We start from the raw sequence: 22,455 nt of genomic DNA on the forward strand, positions 1-22,455 counted from the left end.
CCAACCGCCCGTCTGGCGCCCCAGCCGCGCCTCAGCGCCGCCGGTGAAGGCGTATTTACGGTTCGACGAAGAGAGTCGCAAGCGCTTTTTTCGGTTTTCGTGACAGAAATCCGAAAAAGCCGCCGCACCCCCTTATTTTCAAGGCCTTCCAAGGCTGCGAAGGCCGTTTGCCCCCCTGGACCGGAACGCGCCGCCCCGCGCGTTCATCCAGTGCCGGATGCCACCGCGATTGAGCCGCTGCCGCAGCGCGCCGCGGTCCCGGAGGCCCCCGGTGCCAAGTATATAGGTATCGCCCCCCGCCGATTCCACCGGCGGCGGCGCCAGGCGGACGGTGCAGGGCCGTAGCCGTCGCGCGGCACCTCGCACGCCGGGATGTCGTCGGCACGGTTTTGGCCGAAGGCGATGTCGTTACGGGCGGTATCTTGACCCCCGCCAATCCGCCCGCCTTCGCCCGGCCGCGGACGGCGATCAGGTCCCGGATCGGAGGGACAGCAAAATCAAGCCGCGGCGGCGGGCGCAGCTGGCGGGTCGTGGCCACCATCGGCGTGCCCCGCCGCCCCCGCTCAACGCGCCAGAAGCGCGCCGATGACGTCGCGCTGCAGGGCGCCGTCGGCGCAGCGCGCGTTGTCGCTGAGGGTCATGCACTCCCGCCACAGGGCGCGCAGCGTCGGCCAGTTGGCATAGCCATCGACCGGTCCGGCATAGAGGCCCCGGCGCGCCAGATCGGCCTGCAGCAGATAGACCGCGAAATTCTCGTTCGCGGCGAAGAGCTGCTCTCCGAACCATTTCGACTTCAGTTCGGGGTGGCTGTCGTATTCCGCCGCCATCGCCGGGTAGGCCGATGCGACCCGGAACCTGGCCGCCTCGATGGTCAGGGCGAGCTGCGCGACCTCGACTGGCGTCAGCAGTTCGGAGAAGCGTTCGAGATAGGCTTGCGCCCGATCCGGCTCCTTGCGGATGTTCAGGTGGTTGCCGTCGCGGACCAGGGCGATGAGGTATTTCAGGGCCGCGGTGTTGCCCGCCTCCGCCGCCTGTTCGAGAATTTCGATCGTGCCGGGGCCGCTGGCGCGCATGCTGATGCCCCACATCCGCCGGATCGCCTCCAGCACCGCGATCCGCTCTTCGCCCGCCGCGCGCGCCTTCTCGGCGTAGCCGTCGAACTTGGCCCGCGACCGTCCCGCCAGGTAGCCATACATCGCCCCTTCGGCCAGCGTGGTCCAGGCCGAGCCGCGCCCCAGTTCCCCGGCGCGGCGCAGATACTCCTCCGCCGCGATGCGGTTGCGGACGCTCCACATCAGCTGGGCACCGTAGCGTTCCAGCCCCTGGCCGTTGCCGGCCTCCGCCGCCTCCTCGAACAGAGCCAGCGCGCGCGCCGGGTCCGGGCTCATCCCGGTGCCGTAGAGCAGGAACGAGCCCAGCGCGACCTTCGCCTTGGCGTCGCCCTTGGCCACGGCCTGCTCCAGCATCGGCAGACCGGTCTCGACGTCGCGGTCGAAAACCCAGGCCCCCACCAGCTGCTCGCCGAGCACGCGCAGGGCCTCGGTGTCGCCGCTCTGGGCGGCCTGGCCCAGCAGCACCCGCGCGCGCGCCGGATCGGCCTCGAGGTGCTCGCCCCACAGCAAGGCGCCCCCCAGCGCCGCCTGCGCGCGCGCATTGCCGGCCGCGACGGCCTCTTCCAGAAGCGGCACCGCCCGTTCCGGGTCCGCCGGGACATAATAACCGTCGAGCAGAATCTTCCCGAGGCTGGCCTTGGCGCGGATGTCGCCGCCCGCCGCGGCCTGCTCCAGCAGACGCAGCCCCGCGGCCTGGTCCTGCTCGGCCCCGCCGATGCCGTATACCAGCGCCTCACCCAGGGTGCGTTGCGCCTTCGCGTCCCCCGTCTGGGCCCCCGATCTGAGCGCGTCCAGATCGAGATCCTGCGCGAGAGCCGTCGAGGCGACGGCGAAATTGATGAGAAAAGCGCCCAGAAGAATGCGCGTTCCGGTCGATACAAGCCCGGTCAAATTGCCGCCTCCCAATCCTGATGGCGAAACGATGAAACGCCGTCACTATCCTGTGGATTGGCCCCGACATCAACAAAAGACGAAACCGGCGCGCGGCGCGGCAGAGTCACAGGCCGACAACGCGGTGGATCGCGGCGATCTCCCGGACCAGCCATTTGCGGAACAGGTCGACATGGGACTGCGCGGCGATGCTGGTTTCGGCGCAGGCCAGCCGGTAGCAGGCGCGCGGCTCGATATGGTTCTCCGAAACGATGGCGCTGCGCTCGCGCCCCACGTCCTGATGGATCAGCGCCCGGTCCACCAGCGCCACGCCCAAACCCGATCGCGCCGCCCCGATGATCCTGTGCTGGTCGTCGAAGACCAGGTTGGGATGCGCGACCGCCTCAAAGGCGCACGGCGCCTTGAGGCTTGGAAACCGGCGGCGCGAGGTTCGCGCGGCAGGCTTTGCATTGGTTTCTCTCATGAATGGAAATAACGGTTTTGCGCTGATGACGCCCGTCCAGCCAGCATACGTTGCCCCCCGGGGACAAGGCAAAACAATCCCGCAGAGAATGATGCAAGAAATCGAATCCCGCGCCCCGTGCGGGACAGGCAGAACTGTGTCGATCCCGGAGCGCAAAGCGGTTTGCCATCGGGCGGCCTGCGATTTACCGAACACCAACACGGAGACAGATGAACACAAAAATCCCTGATCCAAATCACCGGCCTCGCGGCGGCGCTGAGGGCCGCCGGGCTAACCGGCGCGACCGCCGAGACCCTGCGGGTCGGCACCAATTTCGCCTGCCACACCGGGCTGCTGCCCACGCGCGAGAACCTCGGCACCTTGGTCGCCCTGGCCGCGCCGATCGAGGCGCGCACGCGGCGCCCGCTCGACATCCTGTCGGGCGGCAACAGCGCCTCCATCCTGTCGATGCAGCGGGGCGACATCCCGCCGGGGATCAACCAGTTGCGGCTGGGGGCCGGCGACGAGTTGCGCTTCGCGATGAGCTACACCGCGGTGTCCAACGCCATGTCGGCGCCCTATCCGATGGTGGCGGTGCGCGATTGACCCCGCCCGCCCCGGCGCGGTCGTCGCCTCGGGCGCCGGCCTATCGGCTGCGGGTCAGCCTCTCGGCGACGTCCTCGGCGATGGACAGGGACGAGGTGAGGCCGGGCGACTCGATCCCATAGAGGAAGACATGCGGGCCAAGCCCGTGGGTCTCCGGCCCCTCGATGCGGAAATCGGGATACAGCCCGCCGGCGAGTTTGGGACGGACGCCCGCGTAACCGGGATCGAGATCGCCGTCCCGAACCTCGGGCCAGTAGCGGCGGATGGCCTCGGCGAACGCGCCGCGCCGGGTCGCATCCACGGAATAGTCGATGCCGGCCGGATCGCTTTCGGCGAGCCATTCGGTGTCGGGGCCGAACCGCGCGCGCCCCGCGAGATCGAGCGTGAGGTGGATGCCAAGGCCGCCGTCGCGGGGCACGGGGTAGATCAGCCGGGAAAACGGCGCCTTGCGGGACATCAGGAAATAGTTCCCCTTTACCAGCACCAGGTCCGGCGCCGGCGGCAGGCCCTCGATGCGCCGCGCCAGCGCCGGCGCCCACAGGCCCGCGGCATTGACAAAGGACCGCGCGCGCAGGCGCATCGGCTCTTCGCCGCCGATGTCGAGCCGGATCGTCCCGGCGGGCTCCACCGCGCCGCCCTCGACAGGGGCGCGCGTCACGGTCTGCGCCCCGTGGGCCTCCGCCTCCCCCAGGAGCGCGAGCATTAAGGCATGGCTGTCCACGATCCCTGTGGAGGGGGACTGCAGCGCGGCCACCGCGGCGAGCGCCGGCTCCAGCGCCCTCAGGTCTTTTCCCTCGACGAACTCCAGGTCGTCGACACCGTTGGCGCGGGCCCTGGCGGCGATGCCGGAAAGCCTCTGCGCCTCGTCCGCGTCGCCCGCTACGATCAGCTTGCCACAGCGCCGGTGAGGCACGCCGCGGTCCCGGCAAAACGAATAGAGCAGGGCCCTGCCCCGGACGCAGTGCCGCGCCTTCAGCGAGCCCGACTCGTAATAGATGCCGGCATGGATGACCTCGGAATTGCGCGCGCTGGTCTCCTCGCCGATGCCGCCGTTCTTTTCGAGCAGCAGCACCTCGCGCCCGGCCAGGGCCAGCGCGCGCGCGATCGCAATTCCGATGACCCCCGCGCCCGCGATCACCGTATCGACATCATGGGTTTCCATGGAATTGGCCCTTTCCTCAGTTCGCCCTGCCCGCGCACGCCCGGGCAGCCCGCCCTTGGCCCGGAACGGGAACAGGGCGCGCGCGCCTCTCCCGCCATCTGCACAGACACTGCTTCGGAAAGAGATGCGCGCGCAAGACATGCGTTCGCGCAGGCGCGCCCGCGCGGCAACGCCGCCGATCGCCGAACACCGCGGTTTGCCGGCCGTTGCGCGCGGAAACGCCCCACGGCCCCGGCCAGCCCGTCACCGTCGGAGCGCGCCCCTTGCGCCTGGGCTCACCTATTGACCTCGCCGCGCAACGCTTCGGAAACGGCCCCGAAGCGCACGCGATATTCGCCCCTGTCTGCGCCTTGCGTCAGACGAAACGGACCATCCGACAAGAACGCTTTCGGAGCGCGGGAGGGGCAGAGCGCTCAGGCGTGGGACGCATTCCGGAAAAATAAGGTATCGCTGGTGCACCTGAAGGGAGAAACTTCGAACTCTCTTTTTTCAGAGCTATCAAGATGGAGGAAGCAACTTCGCACGCTCGGAAGGGATATGATCCAAGAACGAGTGTAGAGGCTTCAAAATGGCTTCATCTTTGATCTCAGCCGCTCTGCCTCCGCCTGCAAGTCCGAGTAATCAATACGCAGAAGTGATGGCTTTGTTACCCAACGCATCCTGGCTGATGCAATCGATTGGTTCGGCTTCACCGCAAGTTCGAAAAGACGCAACCGATCCACCCCGAACGCTAGCGACAGGGCCTCAGCCTTCCGCGCAATCAAATCGCGGAGTTCTGGAATGTCGAAGCGCATCAGACCAAAGACTGCGACTTCGTCTCCCTGGATCGCAAAAAACGTGACCGGTTTGGCCCTCAGGTTTTGGAAAACGATGGCGAATTTGTCCGCGAACTGCGCTCGCCCTTCTCCAGAGAGGTCGCGTATAAACGCGTCACCAGCCAGCCAGAACTCGCCGTTTTCCCTCTCCAAAGCTTTCAAGAGATCAAGAGTCTTCGCTGGGTATTCTTGTGCAGGAATTGTCGCGTTGGGCCAATCCGGATCTGAGAAGTAAGGTCCGATCACATCCCGGTCCATTCCATCCACCCAAGCGAAATCGACCCCGTGCTCATCAATTAATTCCTTCAGTCGTTGGTCGGCGCGGTTCTGGGAGATGTACGCACCCAAATGGTCCATCTCATCAAAAAGCATCACGTTCTGCATAGCGGCCAAGCCCTGTCGAACATCTAGATAATGTAGGAACTCGCCAGTTCCCCTAAGTATTCGACGTATGACCATGAGATCGTCGATTGAGAGCGAAATGAAATCGTGTTGTCCTTGGATTGCTGACACGTCAGCACTTTCCTTGATGGAGGCGGAGAACGGCGTAAAAGCTTCCACCGTCAAGCCAACGGGAAAGATTTTGCGTAGTTCGGTCGCTTTTACTCTAGCGATCTCTCGATACTTGCCGTCCGGCAACAGTTCGTACAGCGGCGCTTCGGGGCGAGAGTAGAGGTAATCCACGAAGCGTTTGGTCTGCTTATAGGCGCCTCGGACCAGCTTCTCGACTGTCCGAATGTGGTTTTTCAAACTTTCGGCTGGAGGAGCCAGGGCCTCGGCCCCGGCCTTGGCCTCAACGTTTATGAGCACATCGCCCAGTAGAATTACACAATCGGTTTCCGCCCATTGCTTTACACCGATTGGATAGTAGACATCTTTGTATACCTTCGCGCCCCTAAGATGGCCTGACATCAAATCTGCGAACGCATCTTCTGACATGCGCTTTTGCCGCTTGTTCCACTCCTCTCGATATTCAGGATCACGACAGATCAGTGCACGTTGGAGGGAGCGATAAGATGCGTCCCTTATGAAATTGGGTTCGGTGCAGAAATAGCCAGAGTCCAGCTTGACCAGCGGCTTTACTCTTGCAGGAAGTGTCTTAAACGGTGTTCCAGAGATTTCCGATCCATCATCGAACTCGGTGTTCTCGCCGGGATTGAATGCTAGATCTGCAAGCAACGCGTCGGGTAAGTCGCTGTGCTTGCTCAAATTGAAAAGGCCACCATTGAACATGTCATCGAAGACGCTGGCTGCCTCACCAGAAGTCTCGGGCGACGCGCTCTTGTTTTTTTCTACGGCAGTCTCAATCTCCTCGGGCGTCATGCTCTCATCGACACCGACCTCTTTCATGAGTTCAATCATGCGACACCGTGCGTCGTCAAAACCAACTCGTGGAGCATCTGCGATCTTCTGAATTTGTCTTGCCAGATCATTCGAGGTTATGCCGTAAGTGGCTTGGATTGCCTCGTCGTGTGGGGCCAATGTGTAGGAAAAAAACTCTTCTTCGAGAACTTGATAGCGCCGACCACGTATCATCACCCAGTTGCTAAGAATCTGAAAGGCCAATCGCCGGTCTTCGATCTTCAAAGCCGCATTTTCTGGTACCGTTGCTGTAATCTCATACTGGAAGCAAAGCTTCAGCGCCTGATCTGATAGGCGAATGATCTCCTGTCCCACAGCCTCGTCGAACTCTTCAGGTTCATTGGGCACGCCGTCGACGGAAATTGTTGCGTGGACATATTCCATCGCAAACAGAATTGAATTCTCTTGTTGGGAAACACTTGGCAAATCATGACGGTCTTTGTCCGGCGCGTGCCTGGAAATCAAGGACAGGAGCACTTGCGCCCAGAAGTAACCAATAAGCGCTTGTGGCGAATTCCGTCTTATGAGTGCACGAATTGTTTGGCAGGTTTCTCGCAGTTCGAGAAGGACATCTTCTGACGAACGTGTTCCCAAAGGGTTGGTCATAAACTGCTTCCTCAAAAATTCTTGGGTTCAGTATCGCAGTCGCCTCCTATTCGCGCGACCCACGATCAAAGCGATCCACTTAAGGGGGAATCTATGGGGATGATGAGGTAACTTACAACACTGTTGCGGCGAGATTTTTCGCTCCAGCCATTCGATCAGTGAATTCGTGCCTAGGCAGGCAATACCTATCCTAGCCTGCTCCAGATCAGGTTCGCCGCCTCCGAAGGATTTGATCGCACCCGTCAGCCCTCTTCCGAAGCAGCGATTCGTGTAAGTAAAATTGACACTTGGCTTGCCAAGCTGACTTCCGCCTAGCCAGCGCAAAACCGAAATTGTGACATTTCCCAACCATGCGGACTCTGGCCCTGCCAACTGCTTGGATTCCTTGGAGCCGAGAAACCTGAATGTGACATTTTCCAATCTGCTGTGCGCAATTTATTCTAACCAAAACAATGCTTTACATGAAGTCCTCGCTTGCATCAGAAATTAATGCAGGGCGTCATCCATACCCCGTCAATCCAAACTGCAAGGAGGGTTTGAACATGCACAATCATGGTTCGAAGAACCTTAGACCTGATCAGGCGCCACCGGAGGCTTCCGGCTGGGCCGATGATCTCTTTTCCGCCCCGGAACGGATCGCACAGGAGAACGCTGAGTTCACCGAGGCACTAGGGATCATTGTCTCGGCCTTTGTCGATCTCGGGTTCGGCGCATCGGCGGCGCACTACGCCACGCGCGTCGCTAACGACAACCGCCGCCTGATCGCTATCGCCGAAGAATTCCAGCGCAAAGCCGCCTGACACCCTCAATGAAAGGTAAAGTAATGATCGTCAAATCCCCCGATACCCTTCCCAAGAAAAAGTGCATCATCTATGCGCGGGTTTCCTCGTCCAAGCAGACCAGCGACGGATCCGGCCTTACCAGTCAGGAGCGAAGCTGCCGCGAATACGCGGAGCGTAAGAACTACGAGGTCGTGGAAGTCTTCACCGATGTCATCTCGGGGCGCTATGCCGAGCGCCCGGGGATGAACGCCCTGCTCGCCTATCTCCGGCAAGCACACACGACAGACTGCGTCGTCGTCGTCGACGACATCTCCCGCTTCGCGCGTGACGTGTCCACACATGCCACGCTTCGGGACAAGATCACCGCCAGCGGCGCGAAGATCGAAAGCCCGAACCAGAAATTCGGCGAAGACGCTGGGAGCCGCTTCATCGAGACGATCATGGCAGCTATTGCGGAACATGACCGCCTCAAGAACGCGGAGCAGTCGCACCGCAGGACCGTTGCCCGCCTGCAGAACGGCTACTGGGTGTTTCACGCCCCGATTGGCTATCGCTACGAGAAGGCTTCGGGCGGCGGGAAGCGGCTTGTCCCCGACGAACCTCTGGCGAGCATCGTCAAGGAGGCGCTGGAAGGTTACGCGGCCGGTCGCTTTCAGACGCAAGTGGAGGTGAAACGCTTTCTAGAATCCAAGCCCGAAATTCCCAAGAGCTACAAGGGCACCGAAGTCCATTTCGACAAGGTGAAACGGCTGCTCACCAATACCCTCTACGCTGGGTATTTGCAGTTCCCGAAATGGGACATCCCGCTGACCAAGGCACAGCATGACCCCCTGATCAGCTACGCGACCCACCAGGTCATTCAGGACCGCCTCAGGGAGCGGAGCGTGGCCCCCGCACGGAAGGACATCAACAAGGATTTCCCCCTACGTGGCTTTCTCATCTGCGAGACCTGTGGTCATCGGCTCACCGCTTGTTGGGCAAAGAGCCGCACCGGCAAGAAGTATCCCTACTACCTGTGCCAATATCGGGGCTGCTCCGAGAAGGGAAAATCCATCCCGCGCGACAAGCTGGAAACGCAGTTCGGCAACCACCTGAAATCGTTGGTGCCAGCTCAAACCACGTTCGAACTCGCGGAACGCATGTTCAGGGATGCGTGGGACGATCGGAGCAATTCCGCATCGTCTGAAACCAAACGGCTCAAGACGAAGGCTCGCCAGATTGACCGTGACATTCACAATTTGCTCAAGCGTCTTGTTCAAACCGGCAACGAAAAGGCGATCTCTGCCTACGAGAACCGCATCTCTGAACTGGAGCAAGAGAAGGCCCTCATCGAGGAGGAAGCGGCCAGAATCGCCACCCCCGAGCATTCGTTCGACGAAATGTTCGAACACTCGATGCGCTTTCTCGCAAACCCCTATGAAATCTGGGAAAACGGTGACCTTGAGACCAAGAAAACCGTGCTTCGACTGGTATTTTCCGCCCCGCTTGTCGTCAGCCGGAAAACGGGTGTTCAAACCGGAGAAACCACCTTTCCCTTCAAGGCGTTAAAGTTCTTGGAGGGATCGGATTTTAAAGTGGTGCCCCCAGAGAGACTCGAACTCCCGACCCTCTGATTACAAATCAGATGCTCTACCAGCTGAGCTATAGGGGCACTGGCCCGGATGTAGCCGTCCGTTGCCCCCCGCGCAAGGGGCCTGTCGGTCAGGCCCGGCTGGAGCGCGCCAGCAGCAGCACGGCCAGCAAGCCCACCCCGATCACCAGCAGCGCCGCCGGGGCCGCGTCGCCCAGATTCTCCAGCGACGCCTTTTCGTAGACCCGCGTGGCCAGCGTGTTGAAGTTGAACGGCCGCAGCAGCAGCGTGGCCGGCAGCTCCTTCACGCTGTCGACGAAGACCAGCAACAGCGCCGTGCCGACCGAGCCGCGGATCAGCGGCAGGTAGACCGCCGCCAGCGTGCCCCGCGCCGTGCGCCCGAGAGAGCGCGCGGCCATGGGCAGGCTGGGCCGGATCCGCCCCATCGCCGCATCCGCCGCGCCCTGGGCGATGGCGAAGAAGCGCACTGCATAGGCGTAGACGATCGCAACCGCCGAGCCGGTCAGCACCAGCCCGATGTCGAGGCCCAGCACCCGCTCGGCCGCGTCCGCCAGCGCGTGATCTGCCGCGGCCATCGGCACCAGCAGGCCGATGCCCAGCACCGCCCCCGGCGCGGCATAGCCGATGGTCGTGACCGGCAGCAGCATCTTGGGCAGGGCGCGGCCGGTCAGGCGCACGCCGTAGACCAGGAACAGCGCCGCGGCCACGGTCAGCACCGCGGCCAGCCCGCCCACGGTGACGGTGTTGCCCAGCGCCAGCAGCAGCCCGGGATCGAGCCACCCGTCCCCCGCCGCCAGCGCGTGGTCGGCGATCACCCCCACCGGCAGCACGAATCCCAGCCCAAAGGGCAGCGCGCAGGCCACTGTGGCCGCCAGTGCGGGCAGGCCGCGCAGCGCGATCGGCGCGATGGGCCGGTGGTGGCGCGCCAGCGCGTGAAAGCGCAGCCGCCTGCGCGAGGCTTTTTCCAGCGCCATCAGCGCCAGCACCAGCACCAGGATCACGCTGGCGATCTGCGCCGCGCCGCCGGCGTTGCCGCCCTCCAGCCAGACGGCGAAGATGCCGGTGGTCAGCGTCTGCACCGCGAAATATTCGACCACGCCGAAATCGCTCACCGTTTCCATCATCACGATGGCGGTGGCGGCGGCGATGGCAGGGCGCGCCAGCGGCAGCCCCACCCGAAGGAACAGCGACACCGGCCCCGAGCCCAGCGCGCGCGCCACCTCGTAGGAGCAGCCCGACTGCTCGCGGAAGGCGGCGCGGGTCAGCAGGTAGACGTAAGGATAGAGCGCCATCGACAGCACCACCACCGCCGCCCCCTTGGAGCGGATCTCGGGGAACCAGTAGTCGCGCGCGCTGGTCCAGCCGAAGACCTCGCGCAGGCCGGTCTGGACGGGGCCGGCGTATTCCAGGAAATCGACCAGCGCATAGGCCCCCACATAGGCCGGGATTGCCAGCGGCAGCAGCAGCAGCCACTCCAGCCAGCGCGACAGTGGAAAGCGGTACATGGTGATCAGCCAGGCCGCGCCCGTGCCCATCGCCGCGGTCAGAACCGCGACCGAAGCCATCAGCACCCCGCTGTTGGCCAGGTAGCGGGGCAGCGTGGTACGGATCAGGTGCGGCCAGATATTGTCGGCCGGGTTCAGCGCCATCCAGACCACCGCCGCGATCGGCATCAGCACCAGTACGGCGATCACGACCGCCCCCGCCGACCAGGGATCGACGGCGAGGCGGCGGCGCGCGGCGGCGTTTACTTGAGTGTTTTGCTCGACCATGGGCGGTTCTTACAGGAAAGCCGTTGTGCTGTCCAGAATAGCTCGTGTAACAAGGTGCCACCAATCAACAAACAAAATGCGGGGCGCCATGCAGGTCGTCTATCATCTCGGGGTCCATTGCACGGATGAAGACCGGCTGCTGAAGTGCCTCCTGAAGAACAGGGGAACGCTGGCGCAGCAGGGCATCGTGGTGCCAAGCCCCGGGCGCTACCGCAAGCCTCTTCGCGAGGCCCTGCGCGGGCTCAACGGCAACCCCGCGTCGGCCGAGATGCAGGAGATGCTGCTCGATGCGGTGATGGACGAGGACCATGCCGCGCGGCTGGTGTTCTCGCAGGAGACCTTCCTCGCCGCCCCGGCGCGGGCGCTGGACATGAACCTCTTCTACCACGAGGCCGGCGAAAAGACCGCGGCGCTGGCCCGGCTGTTTCCGCAGGCCGGCTGCGAGTTCCACATCGGCATCCGCAACCCCGCCACCTTCATCCCGGCGCTGTTCGCGCGCAGCGGGGAGAGCGATTTCGCCGGCTTCGTCGCCGGAATCGACCCACTGTCGCTGTGCTGGTCGGAGATGGTCGCGCGCATCCGCAACGCCACCCCAGGCGCGACGCTCACGGTGTGGTGCAACGAGGACACGCCGCTGATCTGGACCGAGGTGCTGCGCGCGCTGGCCGACCACGACCCGCTGACCGAGCTCGAGGGCAGCGACGATTTCCTGGCCTCGATCATGAGCCCTCAGGGCCTGGCGCGGATGCAGGACTACCTGGCGGGCCACCCGCCGCTGAACGAGCTTCAGCGGCGGCGGGTGGTGGCGGCCTTCCTCGACAAATACGCGCTCGAGGAGGAGATCGAGATCGAACTCGACCTGCCCGGCTGGACCGAGGAACTGGTCGAGGAGATGACCGAGGCCTACGAGGAGGATCTCTTCGAGATCGAGCGCATGGAGGGCGTGCGTTTCATCACGCCCTGAGCGCGCCCGGCCCCGGCGCTCAGACCATGCCCAGCGCTTCCTTGTACATCTCCAGCACCGCCTCTTCCTCGGCGATGTCGTCCTTGTCGCGCTTGCGCAGGGAAATGACCTTGCGCATGACCTTGGTGTCATAGCCGCGGCCCTTGGCCTCGGCCATCACCTCCTTCTGCTGGTCGGCGATATCCTTCTTCTCGGCCTCCAGCCGCTCCCAGCGTTCGATGAACTGGCGCAGTTCGTCGGCGGTCACGCGGTAGGTGGCGTCGGTCACAGTTTCGTCCATGGTCTGCCTCTGGTGTCTTGATTTTCTTTCCATCGGATACCGCCCCCCCGCCCCTGCCGCAAGCCCCGCCCTTGCGCGGGTGGCGCCGATCGACTAGGCCGCAGCGAAACGCGGAAGGCCACTGAGGGGGACGCAGGATGGAATTGCTGATCTGGGCCGGGGCGGCGGTGTCGCTGGTGGGGCTGGCGGGGCTCGCCTGGTGCATCTGGCTGGCGGCCAGGGCGAAACGCGCGGGGCTTTCCGACGACGCGATGCGCGCCCGGCTGAAAGGCATCGTCGCGCTGAACATGGGCGCGCTGTTCGTCTCGGCCTTCGGACTGATGCTGGTGGTGGTCGGCATCATCCTGGCCTGAGGGCTCAGCCCCCGTTCAGATCCGCGAAGCGGCGGCCGTTCTTGATCAGTTCGGCGAACAGCGGCGCGGGCGCCCAGAACGCCGGGTTCTCCTCGCTCAGGATGTCCAGCGTCCGCTTCACCGCCAGCAGGCCAGTCTGGTCGGCCAGCATCATCGGCCCGCCGCGCCAGCGCGGAAAGCCCTGCCCCAGCATCATCGCCACATCCACATCCGAGGGGCGCAGCACCACGCCGGCATCGACCAGTTTCGCGCCCGCATTGGCCGCCGCCGCCATCATCCTCTGCACGATCTCGTCGCCGGAAAGGCTGCGCTGGGGCCTGCCGCCCTCGGCCTGAAGCGCGCGCAGCAGGGCCAGAACCTCCGGATCCTCGACGCGCGGCTCGGCCTCGCGGTCGTAGCGGTAGACGCCGCGCCCGGCGCCGCGCCCGGTCCAGCCGCGCCGCGCCAGCGCCACGCCCAGCGCGCCGGCCTGCGCCGCCTGCCCGTCGCGGTCCAGCCGCTCATAGGGCCCCAGCGCGAAGCCGAAGCCGCGCAGCGCGTCGTCGATGCGGTAGGGATCCGCGCCCCGGAGCAGCATGTCGCCCGCCGCGCGCAGCATCGCCGCGCTCATCGCCGGACCCACCGGCCCGCCCGCGCAGCGCAGCGCCACCCGGCCCAGCCGCCTGAGCGCGGCAAAGAGCGTGGCGGCGGTTTCGGGGCTCGTCTCGGGCGCCACCAGCACCTCGGCCAGACGCCCGCCTTCGGCGGCGGGCGGCAGGTAGAGCCCGGCGACACGGCCGCCGCCCCGCGCGGCCGCCGCGCCGGCCACGGCCAGCACCGCCTCGGGGGACAGATGGGCCAGGGCCTCGCCCGCCTGCGCGCGCCCGGCGATCACCAGATCGGCCCCGGCCAGCGCCGCCGGATCAGACGTCGCGCTCAACCGCGCCAGCCGCGCCACCTGGGCCTCGTCACCGGGGATCCCCTGCGCCGACACCCCGGCACAATGCCCCGCGACCTCGGCCGTGGCCGCCTCCGGGTCGGGCGCGATCAGCGTCACCGCCAGCCCGGCCTCCAGCGCCGCCGCCGCGAGGCCGGGATCACCCCCCGCCAGCCCCAGCCGCTGCACGGGGCGCGGCGCGGCGGACCCGCGCCCGGGAATCTTCGCCGCGCGGCGCTCGGCCAGGAAGGCATGGCGCAGCGCATGCGAGGCGTCGGAGGTCACGCAATCCTCGAAGGCCGCCCTCTCGAAGGCGAGCCCGGTCTCGAAGGGCAAGAGCAGCGCCGCCTCGACGCAATCGACGATCTTTTCCGGCGCCGGGACCGGCGCGTCGGAAAGCCAGGCGCGGTGATGGCGGATCGCCGCCATATACGCCCGCGTGTCGCGCAGCCCCGCGCGGCTGTCGCGCGTGCGGCGCGGCCCGGCGTCCGCCGCCAGCAACTCCCGCGCATAGGCCCGCGCGGCCTCGGACAGGTCGCCGCGCACCACCCTGTCGAGCAGCCCCAGCCGCTGCGCCTGCGCCGCGTCCACCGGCCGGCCGCCCAGCATGATCTCCAGCGCTGCGGCGCCGCCCGCCAGCCGCGGCAGCCGCTGCGTGCCGCCCGCGCCGGGCAACAGGCCCAGCGTCACCTCGGGCAGGCCGACCTGCGCATCCTCCGCCGCCAGCCGGTAATGCGCGGCCAGGGCCAGTTCGAACCCGCCGCCCAGCGCCGTCCCGTGGAGCACCGCGACCACCGGCTTGGCGCATGCCTCGATCCGGTCGCACAGATCGGGCAGCCAGAGGTCCTGCGGCTTGGCGTGGAATTCGTTGATGTCGGCGCCGGCGGGAAAGGTGCGCCCCTCGGCGGCCAGCAGGATCAGCCGCACGGCGCGGTCGGCCTCGGCGGCCTCCACCGCGTCCCACAGCGCCCGGCGCACCGGATGGCTGAGCGCGTTGACCGGCGGGTTGTCCACCGCGATGCGGGCGATGCCGTCCGCCGCGACGCTGAGCGCGACCGGCCCGCTCATCCCGAGACCCTCGCCCGCGCCGCGACGGCGCGGACGCGAGCCGCCCCGGCCCGGCGCATCGCCGGGGGCGGCATCAGGCGGCCGTTGCGGCCCTTATGAAACCCGCAGCCCATTGAGATCATTAGTAGACGGCCGCCCGCGAAACGCAATAGCGCGCGCCCGCTTCCGCGGGCGCGCGCCACTATCTGGGGTCTTTACCGGCCGCGGCCGGGATCACACCGGCATGTTGTCGAAGATGTCGTCGGCGTCGTCCTGCTCCAGCTCGCTTTCCAGCCGCAGGATGTCTTCGGGCACCGGCAGGCCGAGCGCGTGGAACTCGGCGATCTTTTCGCGCAGCTCCTCCTGCAGGACATGGCGGTCCTCGGGGCGCTTTTCGATCTCTTCGAGGATCAGCGCGATTCCGGCTTTCAGCTGTTCAAAGGCCATCTCGTTCTCCCTTGGGGTGCCGGCCGCGGCGGGTGCCGGGGCGGCAATTACAGTCGGCGGCGCCAGCCGTCACACCGCGCAGCTGCGGCAGAAGGGCGTGGCAGGCAGAAGGTCCAGACGCTCTTCGGCAATCTTGTCGCCGCATTTCGCGCAATAGCCGTAGGTCCCGTCCTCGATCCGCTTGAGCGCCGCGCGAATCTGCCCCATCTCGGCCTGCTCGGCATTGCCGAGCTCCTGCAGCACCTCGTCCTCCTCGCGCTCGAGGAACTGCTCCTCGAAGTCCTGCGACGGATGTTCTTGCGACTGGTGCGTGTCCAGCTCGTCCTCAATGACGTGGAGCCGCGAATCCAACTCGGCCAGCCTTTTTTCCAAGGCGTTCTTGCGTTCGGCAAGTGTGACCATACCCTAGTGTCCTCCGTAAAGATCAACGCACTGTCCCATGCTGGAGCAACGGACGCCTTGATGCACGTCAATAATAGCCTCCCGGCTATTGATAAACATATTCAAAATCGCATATGTTTTTGGAAACCCTATGGAGGAGTCATTCAAGATGTCACCCGAAGTGAAGGCCTTCTTCGACGAAGCCACCAACACCGTGTCCTACGTCGTGCGCGACCCGATGAGCAAAAAGGCAGCGATCATCGACTCGGTGCTCGATTTCGACTACGCCTCGGGCCATACCGACACTCGCTCGGCCGATGAGATCATCGCCTGGGTCAAGGAGCAGGAATTCGAAATCGAGTGGCTGCTGGAAACCCATGTCCATGCCGACCACCTGTCCGCCGCGCCCTATCTGCAGAAGCATCTGGGCGGCAAGATCGGCATCGGCGAGAAGATCAAGGTCGTGCAGGACACCTTCGGCAAGGTCTTCAACGAAGGCACCGAGTTCCAGCGCGACGGCAGCCAGTTCGACCAGCTGTTCAAGCAGGGCGACAGCTTCCATATCGGCCAGCTGCGCGGCGACGTGCTGCACACGCCCGGCCACACCCCCGCCTGCCTGACCTATGTGATCGAGGATGCCGCCTTCGTCGGCGACACGCTGTTCATGCCGGATTTCGGCACCGCGCGCTGCGACTTCCCCGGCGGCTCGGCCGAGACGCTCTACGATTCGGTGCAGAAGATCCTGGCGCTGCCTGACGAGACCCGCATCTTCGTCGGCCATGACTACAAGGCGCCGGGCCGCGACGTCTACGCCTGGGAATCCACCGTGGGCGAGCAGAAGGCCAAGAACATCCATGTCGGCGGCGGTCACGACAAGTCCGATTTCGTCAAGATGCGGACCGAGCGCGATGCGACGCTGGCCATGCCGCGCCTCATCGTGCCCTCGCTGCAGGTCAACATGCGCGCCGGCCAGATGCCGCCAGCCGAAGACAACGGCACGGTCTATCTGAAGGTTCCGGTCAACAAGCTGTGACCGTGACGGGGCGGTTCGGGAAAGCCGCCCCATTCGTGAAGCCGCGGCGCCCCGGCCCGCCGGGACGCCGTTCAAGGGAGACATCCCGCCACCCCTTCGCAACGGGCTGCGCGGGCATAAGGGACATCCGCGAAAATGATTGAACAAGATTGGATCTGGGGCTTTGTTGGTGGCCTCGTCATCGGCACGGCCGGCGCCGTCTACCTGCTGGTCAACGGCCGGATCATGGGGGCGAGCGGCATCCTCGGCGGGCTCGTGGACGGCAGCGGCATGCGCACCATGTGGGAGCGCATCGCCTTCATCGCCGGGGTGATCCTGGCGCCGATCCCGCTCTATCCGCTCTATAAAGAGGTCGACACACACATCACCGGCAACCTGCTGGCGATCGTGGCGGCGGGCCTGCTGGTGGGCATCGGCACGCGCCTGGCCAATGGCTGCACCTCGGGTCACGGGGTCTGCGGCATGTCGCGGCTGTCGCTGCGCGGCATCGTGGCCACCGTGTTCTACATCCTGGCCGGCGGCCTGACGATGGTGGTCTTCAAACATGTGCTGGGGGTGATCTGATGCGAAACCTGTTTGCCTTCATCTCCGGCGCGCTGTTCGGCGGCGGACTTTTCATCTCGGGCATGACCGACACCGCCAAGGTGCAGGGCTGGCTCGACGTGTTCGGCGACTGGGATCCGACGCTGGCCTTCGTGATGGGCGGCGCGATGATCCCCATGGCCATTGCCTGGTGGTTCACGCAAGGGCGCAAGCCCGCGCTCGGCGGCGACTTCCCCGAGCGCCCCGAGCCCCGGATCGGCCGCAACCTGGTCGTCGGCTCGGTGCTGTTCGGCATGGGCTGGGGGCTGGTCGGCCTCTGCCCCGGCCCGTCGCTGGCCTCGCTCACCTATGGCGGTCCCGGACACTGGCTGTTCGTGGCCGCGATGATCGCGGGCATGCTTGCCGCGGTGCCGCTGCGCCGCATGCTGCCGGCGACCTGAGACCCGGAACAACGGCACCGGCCCGTGCCCCGCGCGGGCCGGTGCTCCCGGCTTACGCCGCCTCGGCCCGCGAGGCCGGCAGGATCACGCGGAAGGCCGCGCCGCCCTGCCCGGGCAGATAGGCGATCGAGCCGCCCAGCTTGTCCATGATCTCGCGGCAGATGGCCAGGCCCAGCCCCGCCCCCCCGGCCGAGCTGTGATCGCCCAGCCGCGAGAATTTCTCGAAGATGATGTCCTGGCTCTTTTTCGGGATGCCGGTGCCGTTGTCGATGAAATCGACCGCCGTGCCCTCGGGCAGGCGACGCACCACGATGGTCAGCCGCGGCGCCGCGGCATCGCAGTATTTATGCGCGTTGGCGATCAGGTTGATGAAGACCTGGCTCAGCCGGTCGGTGTCGGTCATCAGCGCCACATCCTCCGAGGCCGGGTCGCGCGCGATCGCCATGCGGGCCTGCGTGTCCAGCGAGCCGGTGGCCGCCACGGCCCGGTCCAGCAACTCGCGCAGGTTGCCGCGCTGGCGGTTGAGCGAGACCTGCCCGCGCTCCAGCACGCTGAGGTCCAGCAGGTCGTCCAGAAGCCGCGTCAGCCGAATCGCCTCCTCGTAGATGATCGAGGAATAGCGCGTGAGTTGGTCCTCGCTCAGCGCCGCGCCTTCCATCAGGATCTCCGAGAACGCCCGGATGGAGGTCATCGGCGTGCGCAGTTCGTGGCTGATCTGGCTGAGGAAGGCGTCCTTCTGCTCCGAGATCTCGGTCAGCTTCTCGTTGGCCTCGCGCAGCTGGCGGGCGGTGCGCGCCAGCTCCTCGGACTTGGCCTCGAGCTGGCTGGAATATTCCATGATCTGCGCCGCCTCGTCGGCAACCGCCATCAGGTCCTCGACCGAGACCGAGGAATGGCCCGCGATCTGCCCCACCATCGCATGCGCCGTGGCCGCCCCGACCGAGCCCGCCAACTCGCGCTCCAGCCGCTCGATGAATTCGGGGGTGGGCTCGGGCAGGTAGCCCGCCTTGCCCTGCTCGGAGGCGGCGCGCTGAAACAGCGCCTGCGCCTCGCGCGAGCCGAGGATGCGCTGCGCCATCATCAGCAGGTCCTCGGCCTCGGCCGCGCCGTGGCTCCAGCCGCGCGCGCCGCTGGAATGCTCGAACACGTTGACGAATTGCGCGCCCTGCAGGCGCTCCATCGGCGAAGGGAAGCCCGACAGCGACACCGCGAAAAAGGCGAAGGTGTTCAGCGTGATGCTCCAGAACACCGCGTGCACCACCGGGTCGATCCCGGTGACCCCGAACAGCGCCTGCGGGCGCAGCCAGTCCAGCCCGAACGGCCCGTTGACCATGATCTCGGCGCTCATCGCCACGCCGGGGCCGAAGCTGGGCAGAAACAGCGTGTAGGCCCAGGTGGCGAAGCCCAGGATCAGACCCGCCGCCGCACCCTTGCGCGTCGCCCCGCGCCAGAAGATGCCGCCCAGCAGCGCCGGCAGCACCTGCGCCACGCCCGCGAAGGACACCAGCCCGATCGCGGCCAGAACCTCCGACCCGCCGGTCAGCCGGTAATAGAGATAGCCCAGCACCAGGATCGCCGCGATCGAGATCCGGCGCGCGCGCAGCACGATCTTTCGGACGTCGCCGGAGACGGTGGCGCCGGCCTCCTTCCAGTGCAGCCAGAGCGGCATGACGATATGGTTGGACACCATGGTCGACAGCGCGATCGCCGCCACGATCACCATCGAGGTCGCCGAGCTGAACCCGCCGAGGAAGGCCAGCGCCGCCAACCCCTCCTGCCCCTGCGACAGCGGCACGGTGAGCACGAAGAGGTCGGGGTTCGCCCCCTCCGGCATCACCCGCAGGCCGGTCACCGCGATCGGCACCACGAAGAGGCTCATCAGGAACAGGTAGAGCGGAAAGGCCCAGGAGGCGGTGGCAAGGTGCCGCTCGTCGGCGTTTTCCACCACCAGCACCTGGAACATCCGCGGCAGCGTGAAGATCGCTGCCGCCGAGAGGAAGGTCAGCCCCACCCAGCGGCCCGAGTTGAAATGCGTCTCGGCCAGGGGCGATGCCTCGATCCGGGTCAGCATCTCGCCCAGGCCCCCGGCCACGCCCCAGATCACGAACAGCCCCACCGCCAGCAGCGCGATCAGCTTGACCACCGCCTCCATGGCGATGGCGGTGACCACGCCGTGGTGGCGTTCGTTGGCATCGAGGTTGCGGGTGCCGAACAGCACCGTGAACAGCGCCAGCCCCGCCGCCACCCACAGCGCGGTGGCGTTCAGGTCGCCCATCGCCCATTGCGCCGGGCCGCGCTCGGCGAAGACGGCGAAGGACAGCGTCACCGATTGCAGTTGCAGCGCGATATAGGGGGTGGTGCCGACCACCGCCATCAGCGTCACGATCACGCCCAGCACGTTCGACTTGCCATAGCGCGACGAGATCAGGTCGGCGATCGAGGTGATGCGCTGGGTCTTTCCGATGCGCACCAGCTTGCGCAGCACCACCCACCAGCCGATCAGCACCAGCGTCGGGCCGAGATAGATGGTCACGAATTCCAGCCCCGAGCGCGCCGCGTAGCCGACCGCGCCGTAGAAGGTCCAGGCGGTGCAGTAGACCGACAGCGACAGCGTGTAGACCAGCGGCGAGCGCAGCCAGGCCACACGGCCCGCCGCCGCCCGGCGCTCGGCCACGAAGGCCACCACGAACAGCAGCACCACATAGGTCAGGCAGACCACCACGAGCATGTTGAAGGTTATCATCGCCCGTCCCCGCCCTCGCGGACCTCGCCCTCCTCGCCGTCCAGTCCCTCGCGCGAGAGCCGCCGCGCCAGCGCCCAGGCCATCACGATCAGCCCGAACCAGGCGAGGAAGAAATAGACCAGGTTGGTCGCGGTGCGGCTGATCCCCTCCGGCCCGCCCAGCAGCGGCAGCATGAAGGCGAACAGCCCCAGCACCGGCAGCAGCCGGGCGAGGTCCATCATCCGGCGACGGCGATAGCTCTGCCGCTCTAGGAACAGGGGCTCACCTCGGCGGGGCACGGCCTCAGCCTTCCGCCAGCTCGCGCACGGCGCTCAGCACGTCGGTGTTGGAAAACGGCTTGGCCATGAAGCGGCTGGCGCCGATCTGCTCGGCCATTTCGCGGTCCTTGGCCTGGCCCTTGGCGGTTAGCATCAGCACCGGCAGCGCCCCGGTCTCGGACCCGCCGCGGATGTCGCGCAGGATGTCGAAACCGCTCTTGCCCGGCAGCATCACGTCGAGAATCACCACGTCGGGTCGCTTCTCCAGCACCGACTGATAGGCCGTGGTGCCGTCGGAATGGGTGTGCACCACCCAGCCGTCGCGGGACAGGATGAAGCGGATCGCCTCTATGATATTCGGTTCATCCTCGATCAGAAGGACAGTCCTGCCCATTCAGATCCTCCCCCCTGTCCGGATGCGCCTTCGCGCTTTTGTTGGCGCAACTATCACCAAGAAGGCCACCGCTGTCAAAACCCATCGGCCAGGATCGAGGGTTCGCGCCGCGCCACGCAATCGCGCCGCGGGCAGATCCGGCAGCTCGTGCCGGCCGGCAGCACCTCGCCCTGCGCCGGCGCGAGCGGCGGGTCGGGCAGGATCAGCATCGCCGCCTCCAGCACCTGCGGCCCGTCGAAACGCGCCATCTGCGCGGGCTGGCAGATCGCATAGGTCAGGAAGCGGCGGGTGCTGCGCCCGGCCAGCTCGATCACCGCGCGCACCGGCGTCATCGGGCGCGACAGCGCCTGGTAGAGCGGCCACAGCGGACAGGCCGCGCCGAAGCGCGGCGGCGAAAACCCCTTTACCGGCTTGCGGAAGGTCAGCGTGCCCGAGCCGTCGCACATCACCAGCCCTGCGGCGACGCCGATCCGCTCTTCGGGCATGGCGGCGACCCGCCGGAACACCGCGCCGAGATCGACGCCGAAACGCTGCGCCAGCCGCGCCGGGTCGAGTTTCATCTCGACCGCTGCCGCGGCGAAGGCGGCCAGCGGCATATGCGCGGCGTCGCGGGCGTAGCGCTCCAGATAGCGCCGGGCGAGGTCGCGCGCCGGGCTCGACGACAGCTCGCGCGCCGCCTCGATCAGGCCGTCGATGCGCGGCGGCAGGTTCCGCTCCAGCGCCGAGACGTGGTAATCCTGCGCCCGCAGATAGGCCTCGACCTCCTCCTGCGGCGAACTGCGGACATGTTCCTCGGCCGCGCTGTCCTCGTCGAGATAGGCCACCAGCGCCTGCGCGCCCTCGGCCAGGCGCTGGCTCTCGTCATAGAGGTTGCGGTGAAAGCGGTCCTGCCAGTCGCTGTCGATGTCCTCGGTCTCGACCAGGATCGACGCGGTGGAGCGGATCGCGGTCACCGTGGACAGCACCTCGTGCAGCGAGGCCGACAGGAACGGGTCGTGGGTCATGCGGTCGGTCAGCAGTTCCACCGTGCGCTCCAGTTCGGCCACCCGGCGGTGGCTGTCGGCCAGAAGCTGCGCCCAGCCCGGAAAGCGGCCGACCAGTTCCTCGATGCGCGGCAGTTCGCGCGCGGCGGCCTCGTGGCCCACCGCGGCGTCGCGCAGCGCCTCCAGCAGCGCCGCCTCCACGCCCTGGGTCAGGGCCGAGGGCTCCACGTCCAGCTTGCGCGCGATATCCATCAGCAGCTTGCCGCCGATTCTGCGCCGGTTGTGCTCGATCAGATTGAGGTAGGACGGCGAGATGCCGACCGAACGGGCCAGATCGGCCTGCCGCAGCCGCATCCCCATGCGGCGTTCGCGGATTCGGGTGCCTGTCAGCGTGCTGCGCGCCATCTGGAAAACTCCGGCCTTTACAAGGGCTTTCTGCGCCTGCGTGATAACTTGTTTACAATGCATACCGTTGCATTGTGTAATTGTTTACAAAAAAAACGTTGCATTGAAAGCAGTTGTTGCGAAATTTT

General features: G+C 66.0%; 22 protein-coding genes and 1 tRNA gene. 7 read left to right on the forward strand and 16 right to left on the reverse strand.

All coding sequences use genetic code 11. The annotated features are described in order from the left end of the window. Positions 1 to 563: 563 nt before the first annotated feature. Positions 564 to 2,003: a tetratricopeptide repeat protein gene (locus KCI33_RS06010; RefSeq protein ID WP_212523867.1), complete on the reverse strand. Its 1,440-nt coding sequence runs from the start codon at positions 2,001 to 2,003 to the stop codon at positions 564 to 566. Positions 2,004 to 2,109: 106 nt separating this feature from the next. Then, positions 2,110 to 2,466: a hypothetical protein gene (locus KCI33_RS06015; protein WP_212523868.1), complete on the reverse strand. Its 357-nt coding sequence runs from the start codon at positions 2,464 to 2,466 to the stop codon at positions 2,110 to 2,112. 360 nt (positions 2,467 to 2,826) lie between these two features. On the opposite strand from KCI33_RS06015, the gene KCI33_RS06020 reads away from it, so the two are divergent. Further along, complete coding sequence (locus tag KCI33_RS06020; RefSeq protein WP_212523869.1) at positions 2,827 to 3,051, forward strand: hypothetical protein; 225 nt, start codon at positions 2,827 to 2,829, stop codon at positions 3,049 to 3,051. Positions 3,052 to 3,091: 40 nt separating this feature from the next. On the opposite strand, the gene KCI33_RS06025 is transcribed toward KCI33_RS06020, so the two are convergent. Beyond that, positions 3,092 to 4,213 (reverse strand): NAD(P)/FAD-dependent oxidoreductase, encoded by a 1,122-nt coding sequence (locus tag KCI33_RS06025; RefSeq protein WP_212523870.1) that lies wholly within the window; start codon positions 4,211 to 4,213, stop codon positions 3,092 to 3,094. Between the two features lie 563 nt (positions 4,214 to 4,776). Next, positions 4,777 to 6,996 (reverse strand): hypothetical protein, encoded by a 2,220-nt coding sequence (locus tag KCI33_RS06030; protein ID WP_212523871.1) that lies wholly within the window; start codon positions 6,994 to 6,996, stop codon positions 4,777 to 4,779. Positions 6,997 to 7,538: 542 nt separating this feature from the next. Between KCI33_RS06030 and KCI33_RS06035 the strand changes: the two genes are divergently transcribed. Next, complete coding sequence (locus KCI33_RS06035) at positions 7,539 to 7,796, forward strand: hypothetical protein (RefSeq protein WP_212523872.1); 258 nt, start codon at positions 7,539 to 7,541, stop codon at positions 7,794 to 7,796. A 5-nt stretch (positions 7,797 to 7,801) separates the two neighbouring features. On the opposite strand, the gene KCI33_RS06040 is transcribed toward KCI33_RS06035, so the two are convergent. The 4 genes from KCI33_RS06040 to KCI33_RS06055 all read right to left on the reverse strand — a co-directional run bounded on the left by KCI33_RS06040 (position 7,802) and on the right by KCI33_RS06055 (position 11,141). Then, complete coding sequence (locus tag KCI33_RS06040) at positions 7,802 to 8,239, reverse strand: hypothetical protein (RefSeq protein ID WP_212523873.1); 438 nt, start codon at positions 8,237 to 8,239, stop codon at positions 7,802 to 7,804. 462 nt (positions 8,240 to 8,701) lie between these two features. Next, positions 8,702 to 9,292 (reverse strand): hypothetical protein, encoded by a 591-nt coding sequence (locus KCI33_RS17875; protein WP_249138944.1) that lies wholly within the window; start codon positions 9,290 to 9,292, stop codon positions 8,702 to 8,704. A 61-nt stretch (positions 9,293 to 9,353) separates the two neighbouring features. After that, positions 9,354 to 9,429 (reverse strand) — tRNA-Thr (locus KCI33_RS06050). 50 nt (positions 9,430 to 9,479) lie between these two features. Further along, entirely contained in the window at positions 9,480 to 11,141 is a 1,662-nt protein-coding gene (locus tag KCI33_RS06055; RefSeq protein WP_212523874.1) for an iron ABC transporter permease, read from the reverse strand. Between the two features lie 88 nt (positions 11,142 to 11,229). Between KCI33_RS06055 and KCI33_RS06060 the strand changes: the two genes are divergently transcribed. Beyond that, positions 11,230 to 12,105: a hypothetical protein gene (locus tag KCI33_RS06060; protein ID WP_212523875.1), complete on the forward strand. Its 876-nt coding sequence runs from the start codon at positions 11,230 to 11,232 to the stop codon at positions 12,103 to 12,105. Between the two features lie 19 nt (positions 12,106 to 12,124). Here the strand turns inward: KCI33_RS06060 and KCI33_RS06065 are convergent, their stop codons facing one another. After that, entirely contained in the window at positions 12,125 to 12,385 is a 261-nt protein-coding gene (locus KCI33_RS06065; RefSeq protein ID WP_212523876.1) for a DUF2312 domain-containing protein, read from the reverse strand. 137 nt (positions 12,386 to 12,522) lie between these two features. Between KCI33_RS06065 and KCI33_RS06070 the strand changes: the two genes are divergently transcribed. Then, a complete protein-coding gene (locus KCI33_RS06070) occupies positions 12,523 to 12,738 on the forward strand; it encodes a hypothetical protein (RefSeq protein WP_212523877.1) in 216 nt (71 codons plus the stop codon). Positions 12,739 to 12,742: 4 nt separating this feature from the next. Here the strand turns inward: KCI33_RS06070 and KCI33_RS06075 are convergent, their stop codons facing one another. From KCI33_RS06075 to KCI33_RS06085, 3 genes are all read right to left on the reverse strand, one after another. Further along, positions 12,743 to 14,722, reverse strand: a complete 1,980-nt coding sequence (locus tag KCI33_RS06075) for an enoyl-CoA hydratase-related protein (protein WP_212523878.1) — start codon at positions 14,720 to 14,722, stop codon at positions 12,743 to 12,745. 213 nt (positions 14,723 to 14,935) lie between these two features. Next, complete coding sequence (locus tag KCI33_RS06080; protein WP_212523879.1) at positions 14,936 to 15,148, reverse strand: hypothetical protein; 213 nt, start codon at positions 15,146 to 15,148, stop codon at positions 14,936 to 14,938. Between the two features lie 69 nt (positions 15,149 to 15,217). Continuing rightward, entirely contained in the window at positions 15,218 to 15,550 is a 333-nt protein-coding gene (locus KCI33_RS06085; RefSeq protein ID WP_212523880.1) for a TraR/DksA C4-type zinc finger protein, read from the reverse strand. Between the two features lie 148 nt (positions 15,551 to 15,698). Between KCI33_RS06085 and KCI33_RS06090 the strand changes: the two genes are divergently transcribed. The 3 genes from KCI33_RS06090 to KCI33_RS06100 all read left to right on the forward strand — a co-directional run bounded on the left by KCI33_RS06090 (position 15,699) and on the right by KCI33_RS06100 (position 17,545). Next, positions 15,699 to 16,562, forward strand: coding sequence for an MBL fold metallo-hydrolase (locus KCI33_RS06090; protein ID WP_212523881.1), 864 nt, complete (start codon positions 15,699 to 15,701; stop codon positions 16,560 to 16,562). 138 nt (positions 16,563 to 16,700) lie between these two features. After that, on the forward strand, positions 16,701 to 17,126 hold the full coding sequence (locus KCI33_RS06095) for a YeeE/YedE thiosulfate transporter family protein (RefSeq protein ID WP_212524052.1): 426 nt from the start codon (positions 16,701 to 16,703) through the stop codon (positions 17,124 to 17,126). Beyond that, on the forward strand, positions 17,126 to 17,545 hold the full coding sequence (locus KCI33_RS06100) for a DUF6691 family protein (protein ID WP_212523882.1): 420 nt from the start codon (positions 17,126 to 17,128) through the stop codon (positions 17,543 to 17,545). The genes KCI33_RS06095 and KCI33_RS06100 overlap by 1 nt, the downstream gene beginning before the upstream one ends. Positions 17,546 to 17,597: 52 nt before the next feature. On the opposite strand, the gene KCI33_RS06105 is transcribed toward KCI33_RS06100, so the two are convergent. The 4 genes from KCI33_RS06105 to KCI33_RS06120 all read right to left on the reverse strand — a co-directional run bounded on the left by KCI33_RS06105 (position 17,598) and on the right by KCI33_RS06120 (position 22,327). Next, entirely contained in the window at positions 17,598 to 20,288 is a 2,691-nt protein-coding gene (locus KCI33_RS06105) for an ATP-binding protein (RefSeq protein WP_212523883.1), read from the reverse strand. Further along, complete coding sequence (locus KCI33_RS06110) at positions 20,285 to 20,566, reverse strand: hypothetical protein (protein ID WP_212523884.1); 282 nt, start codon at positions 20,564 to 20,566, stop codon at positions 20,285 to 20,287. Before KCI33_RS06110 ends, KCI33_RS06105 begins: the two co-directional genes overlap by 4 nt. 4 nt (positions 20,567 to 20,570) lie before the next feature. Beyond that, entirely contained in the window at positions 20,571 to 20,939 is a 369-nt protein-coding gene (locus tag KCI33_RS06115) for a response regulator (protein WP_212523885.1), read from the reverse strand. A 74-nt stretch (positions 20,940 to 21,013) separates the two neighbouring features. Further along, the gene (locus KCI33_RS06120) at positions 21,014 to 22,327 is read right to left on the reverse strand and encodes a helix-turn-helix transcriptional regulator (protein WP_212523886.1); all 1,314 of its coding nucleotides are present in this window, start codon (positions 22,325 to 22,327) and stop codon (positions 21,014 to 21,016) included. Positions 22,328 to 22,455 lie beyond the last annotated feature (128 nt).

The organism is Actibacterium sp. MT2.3-13A, assembly GCF_018139985.1.
GTDB lineage: Bacteria > Pseudomonadota > Alphaproteobacteria > Rhodobacterales > Rhodobacteraceae > JAGSOU01.

Excerpts from the sequence above, each read along its gene's own strand:
- KCI33_RS06040 (WP_212523873.1), bottom strand. The coding sequence starts at position 8,239 with ATGTTCCGCAATAGCTGCCATGATCGTCTCGATGAAGCGGCTCCCAGC.
- KCI33_RS06080 (WP_212523879.1), bottom strand. The coding sequence starts at position 15,148 with ATGGCCTTTGAACAGCTGAAAGCCGGAATCGCGCTGATCCTCGAAGAG.
- KCI33_RS06085 (WP_212523880.1), bottom strand. The coding sequence starts at position 15,550 with ATGGTCACACTTGCCGAACGCAAGAACGCCTTGGAAAAAAGGCTGGCC.
- KCI33_RS06035 (WP_212523872.1), top strand. The coding sequence starts at position 7,539 with ATGCACAATCATGGTTCGAAGAACCTTAGACCTGATCAGGCGCCACCG.
- KCI33_RS06105 (WP_212523883.1), bottom strand. The coding sequence starts at position 20,288 with ATGATAACCTTCAACATGCTCGTGGTGGTCTGCCTGACCTATGTGGTG.
- KCI33_RS06030 (WP_212523871.1), bottom strand. The coding sequence starts at position 6,996 with ATGACCAACCCTTTGGGAACACGTTCGTCAGAAGATGTCCTTCTCGAA.
- KCI33_RS06060 (WP_212523875.1), top strand. The coding sequence starts at position 11,230 with ATGCAGGTCGTCTATCATCTCGGGGTCCATTGCACGGATGAAGACCGG.
- KCI33_RS06055 (WP_212523874.1), bottom strand. The coding sequence starts at position 11,141 with ATGGTCGAGCAAAACACTCAAGTAAACGCCGCCGCGCGCCGCCGCCTC.
- KCI33_RS06120 (WP_212523886.1), bottom strand. The coding sequence starts at position 22,327 with ATGGCGCGCAGCACGCTGACAGGCACCCGAATCCGCGAACGCCGCATG.
- KCI33_RS06070 (WP_212523877.1), top strand. The coding sequence starts at position 12,523 with ATGGAATTGCTGATCTGGGCCGGGGCGGCGGTGTCGCTGGTGGGGCTG.
- KCI33_RS06100 (WP_212523882.1), top strand. The coding sequence starts at position 17,126 with ATGCGAAACCTGTTTGCCTTCATCTCCGGCGCGCTGTTCGGCGGCGGA.
- KCI33_RS06015 (WP_212523868.1), bottom strand. The coding sequence starts at position 2,466 with ATGAGAGAAACCAATGCAAAGCCTGCCGCGCGAACCTCGCGCCGCCGG.
- KCI33_RS06065 (WP_212523876.1), bottom strand. The coding sequence starts at position 12,385 with ATGGACGAAACTGTGACCGACGCCACCTACCGCGTGACCGCCGACGAA.
- KCI33_RS06115 (WP_212523885.1), bottom strand. The coding sequence starts at position 20,939 with ATGGGCAGGACTGTCCTTCTGATCGAGGATGAACCGAATATCATAGAG.
- KCI33_RS06075 (WP_212523878.1), bottom strand. The coding sequence starts at position 14,722 with ATGAGCGGGCCGGTCGCGCTCAGCGTCGCGGCGGACGGCATCGCCCGC.
- KCI33_RS06090 (WP_212523881.1), top strand. The coding sequence starts at position 15,699 with ATGTCACCCGAAGTGAAGGCCTTCTTCGACGAAGCCACCAACACCGTG.
- KCI33_RS06025 (WP_212523870.1), bottom strand. The coding sequence starts at position 4,213 with ATGGAAACCCATGATGTCGATACGGTGATCGCGGGCGCGGGGGTCATC.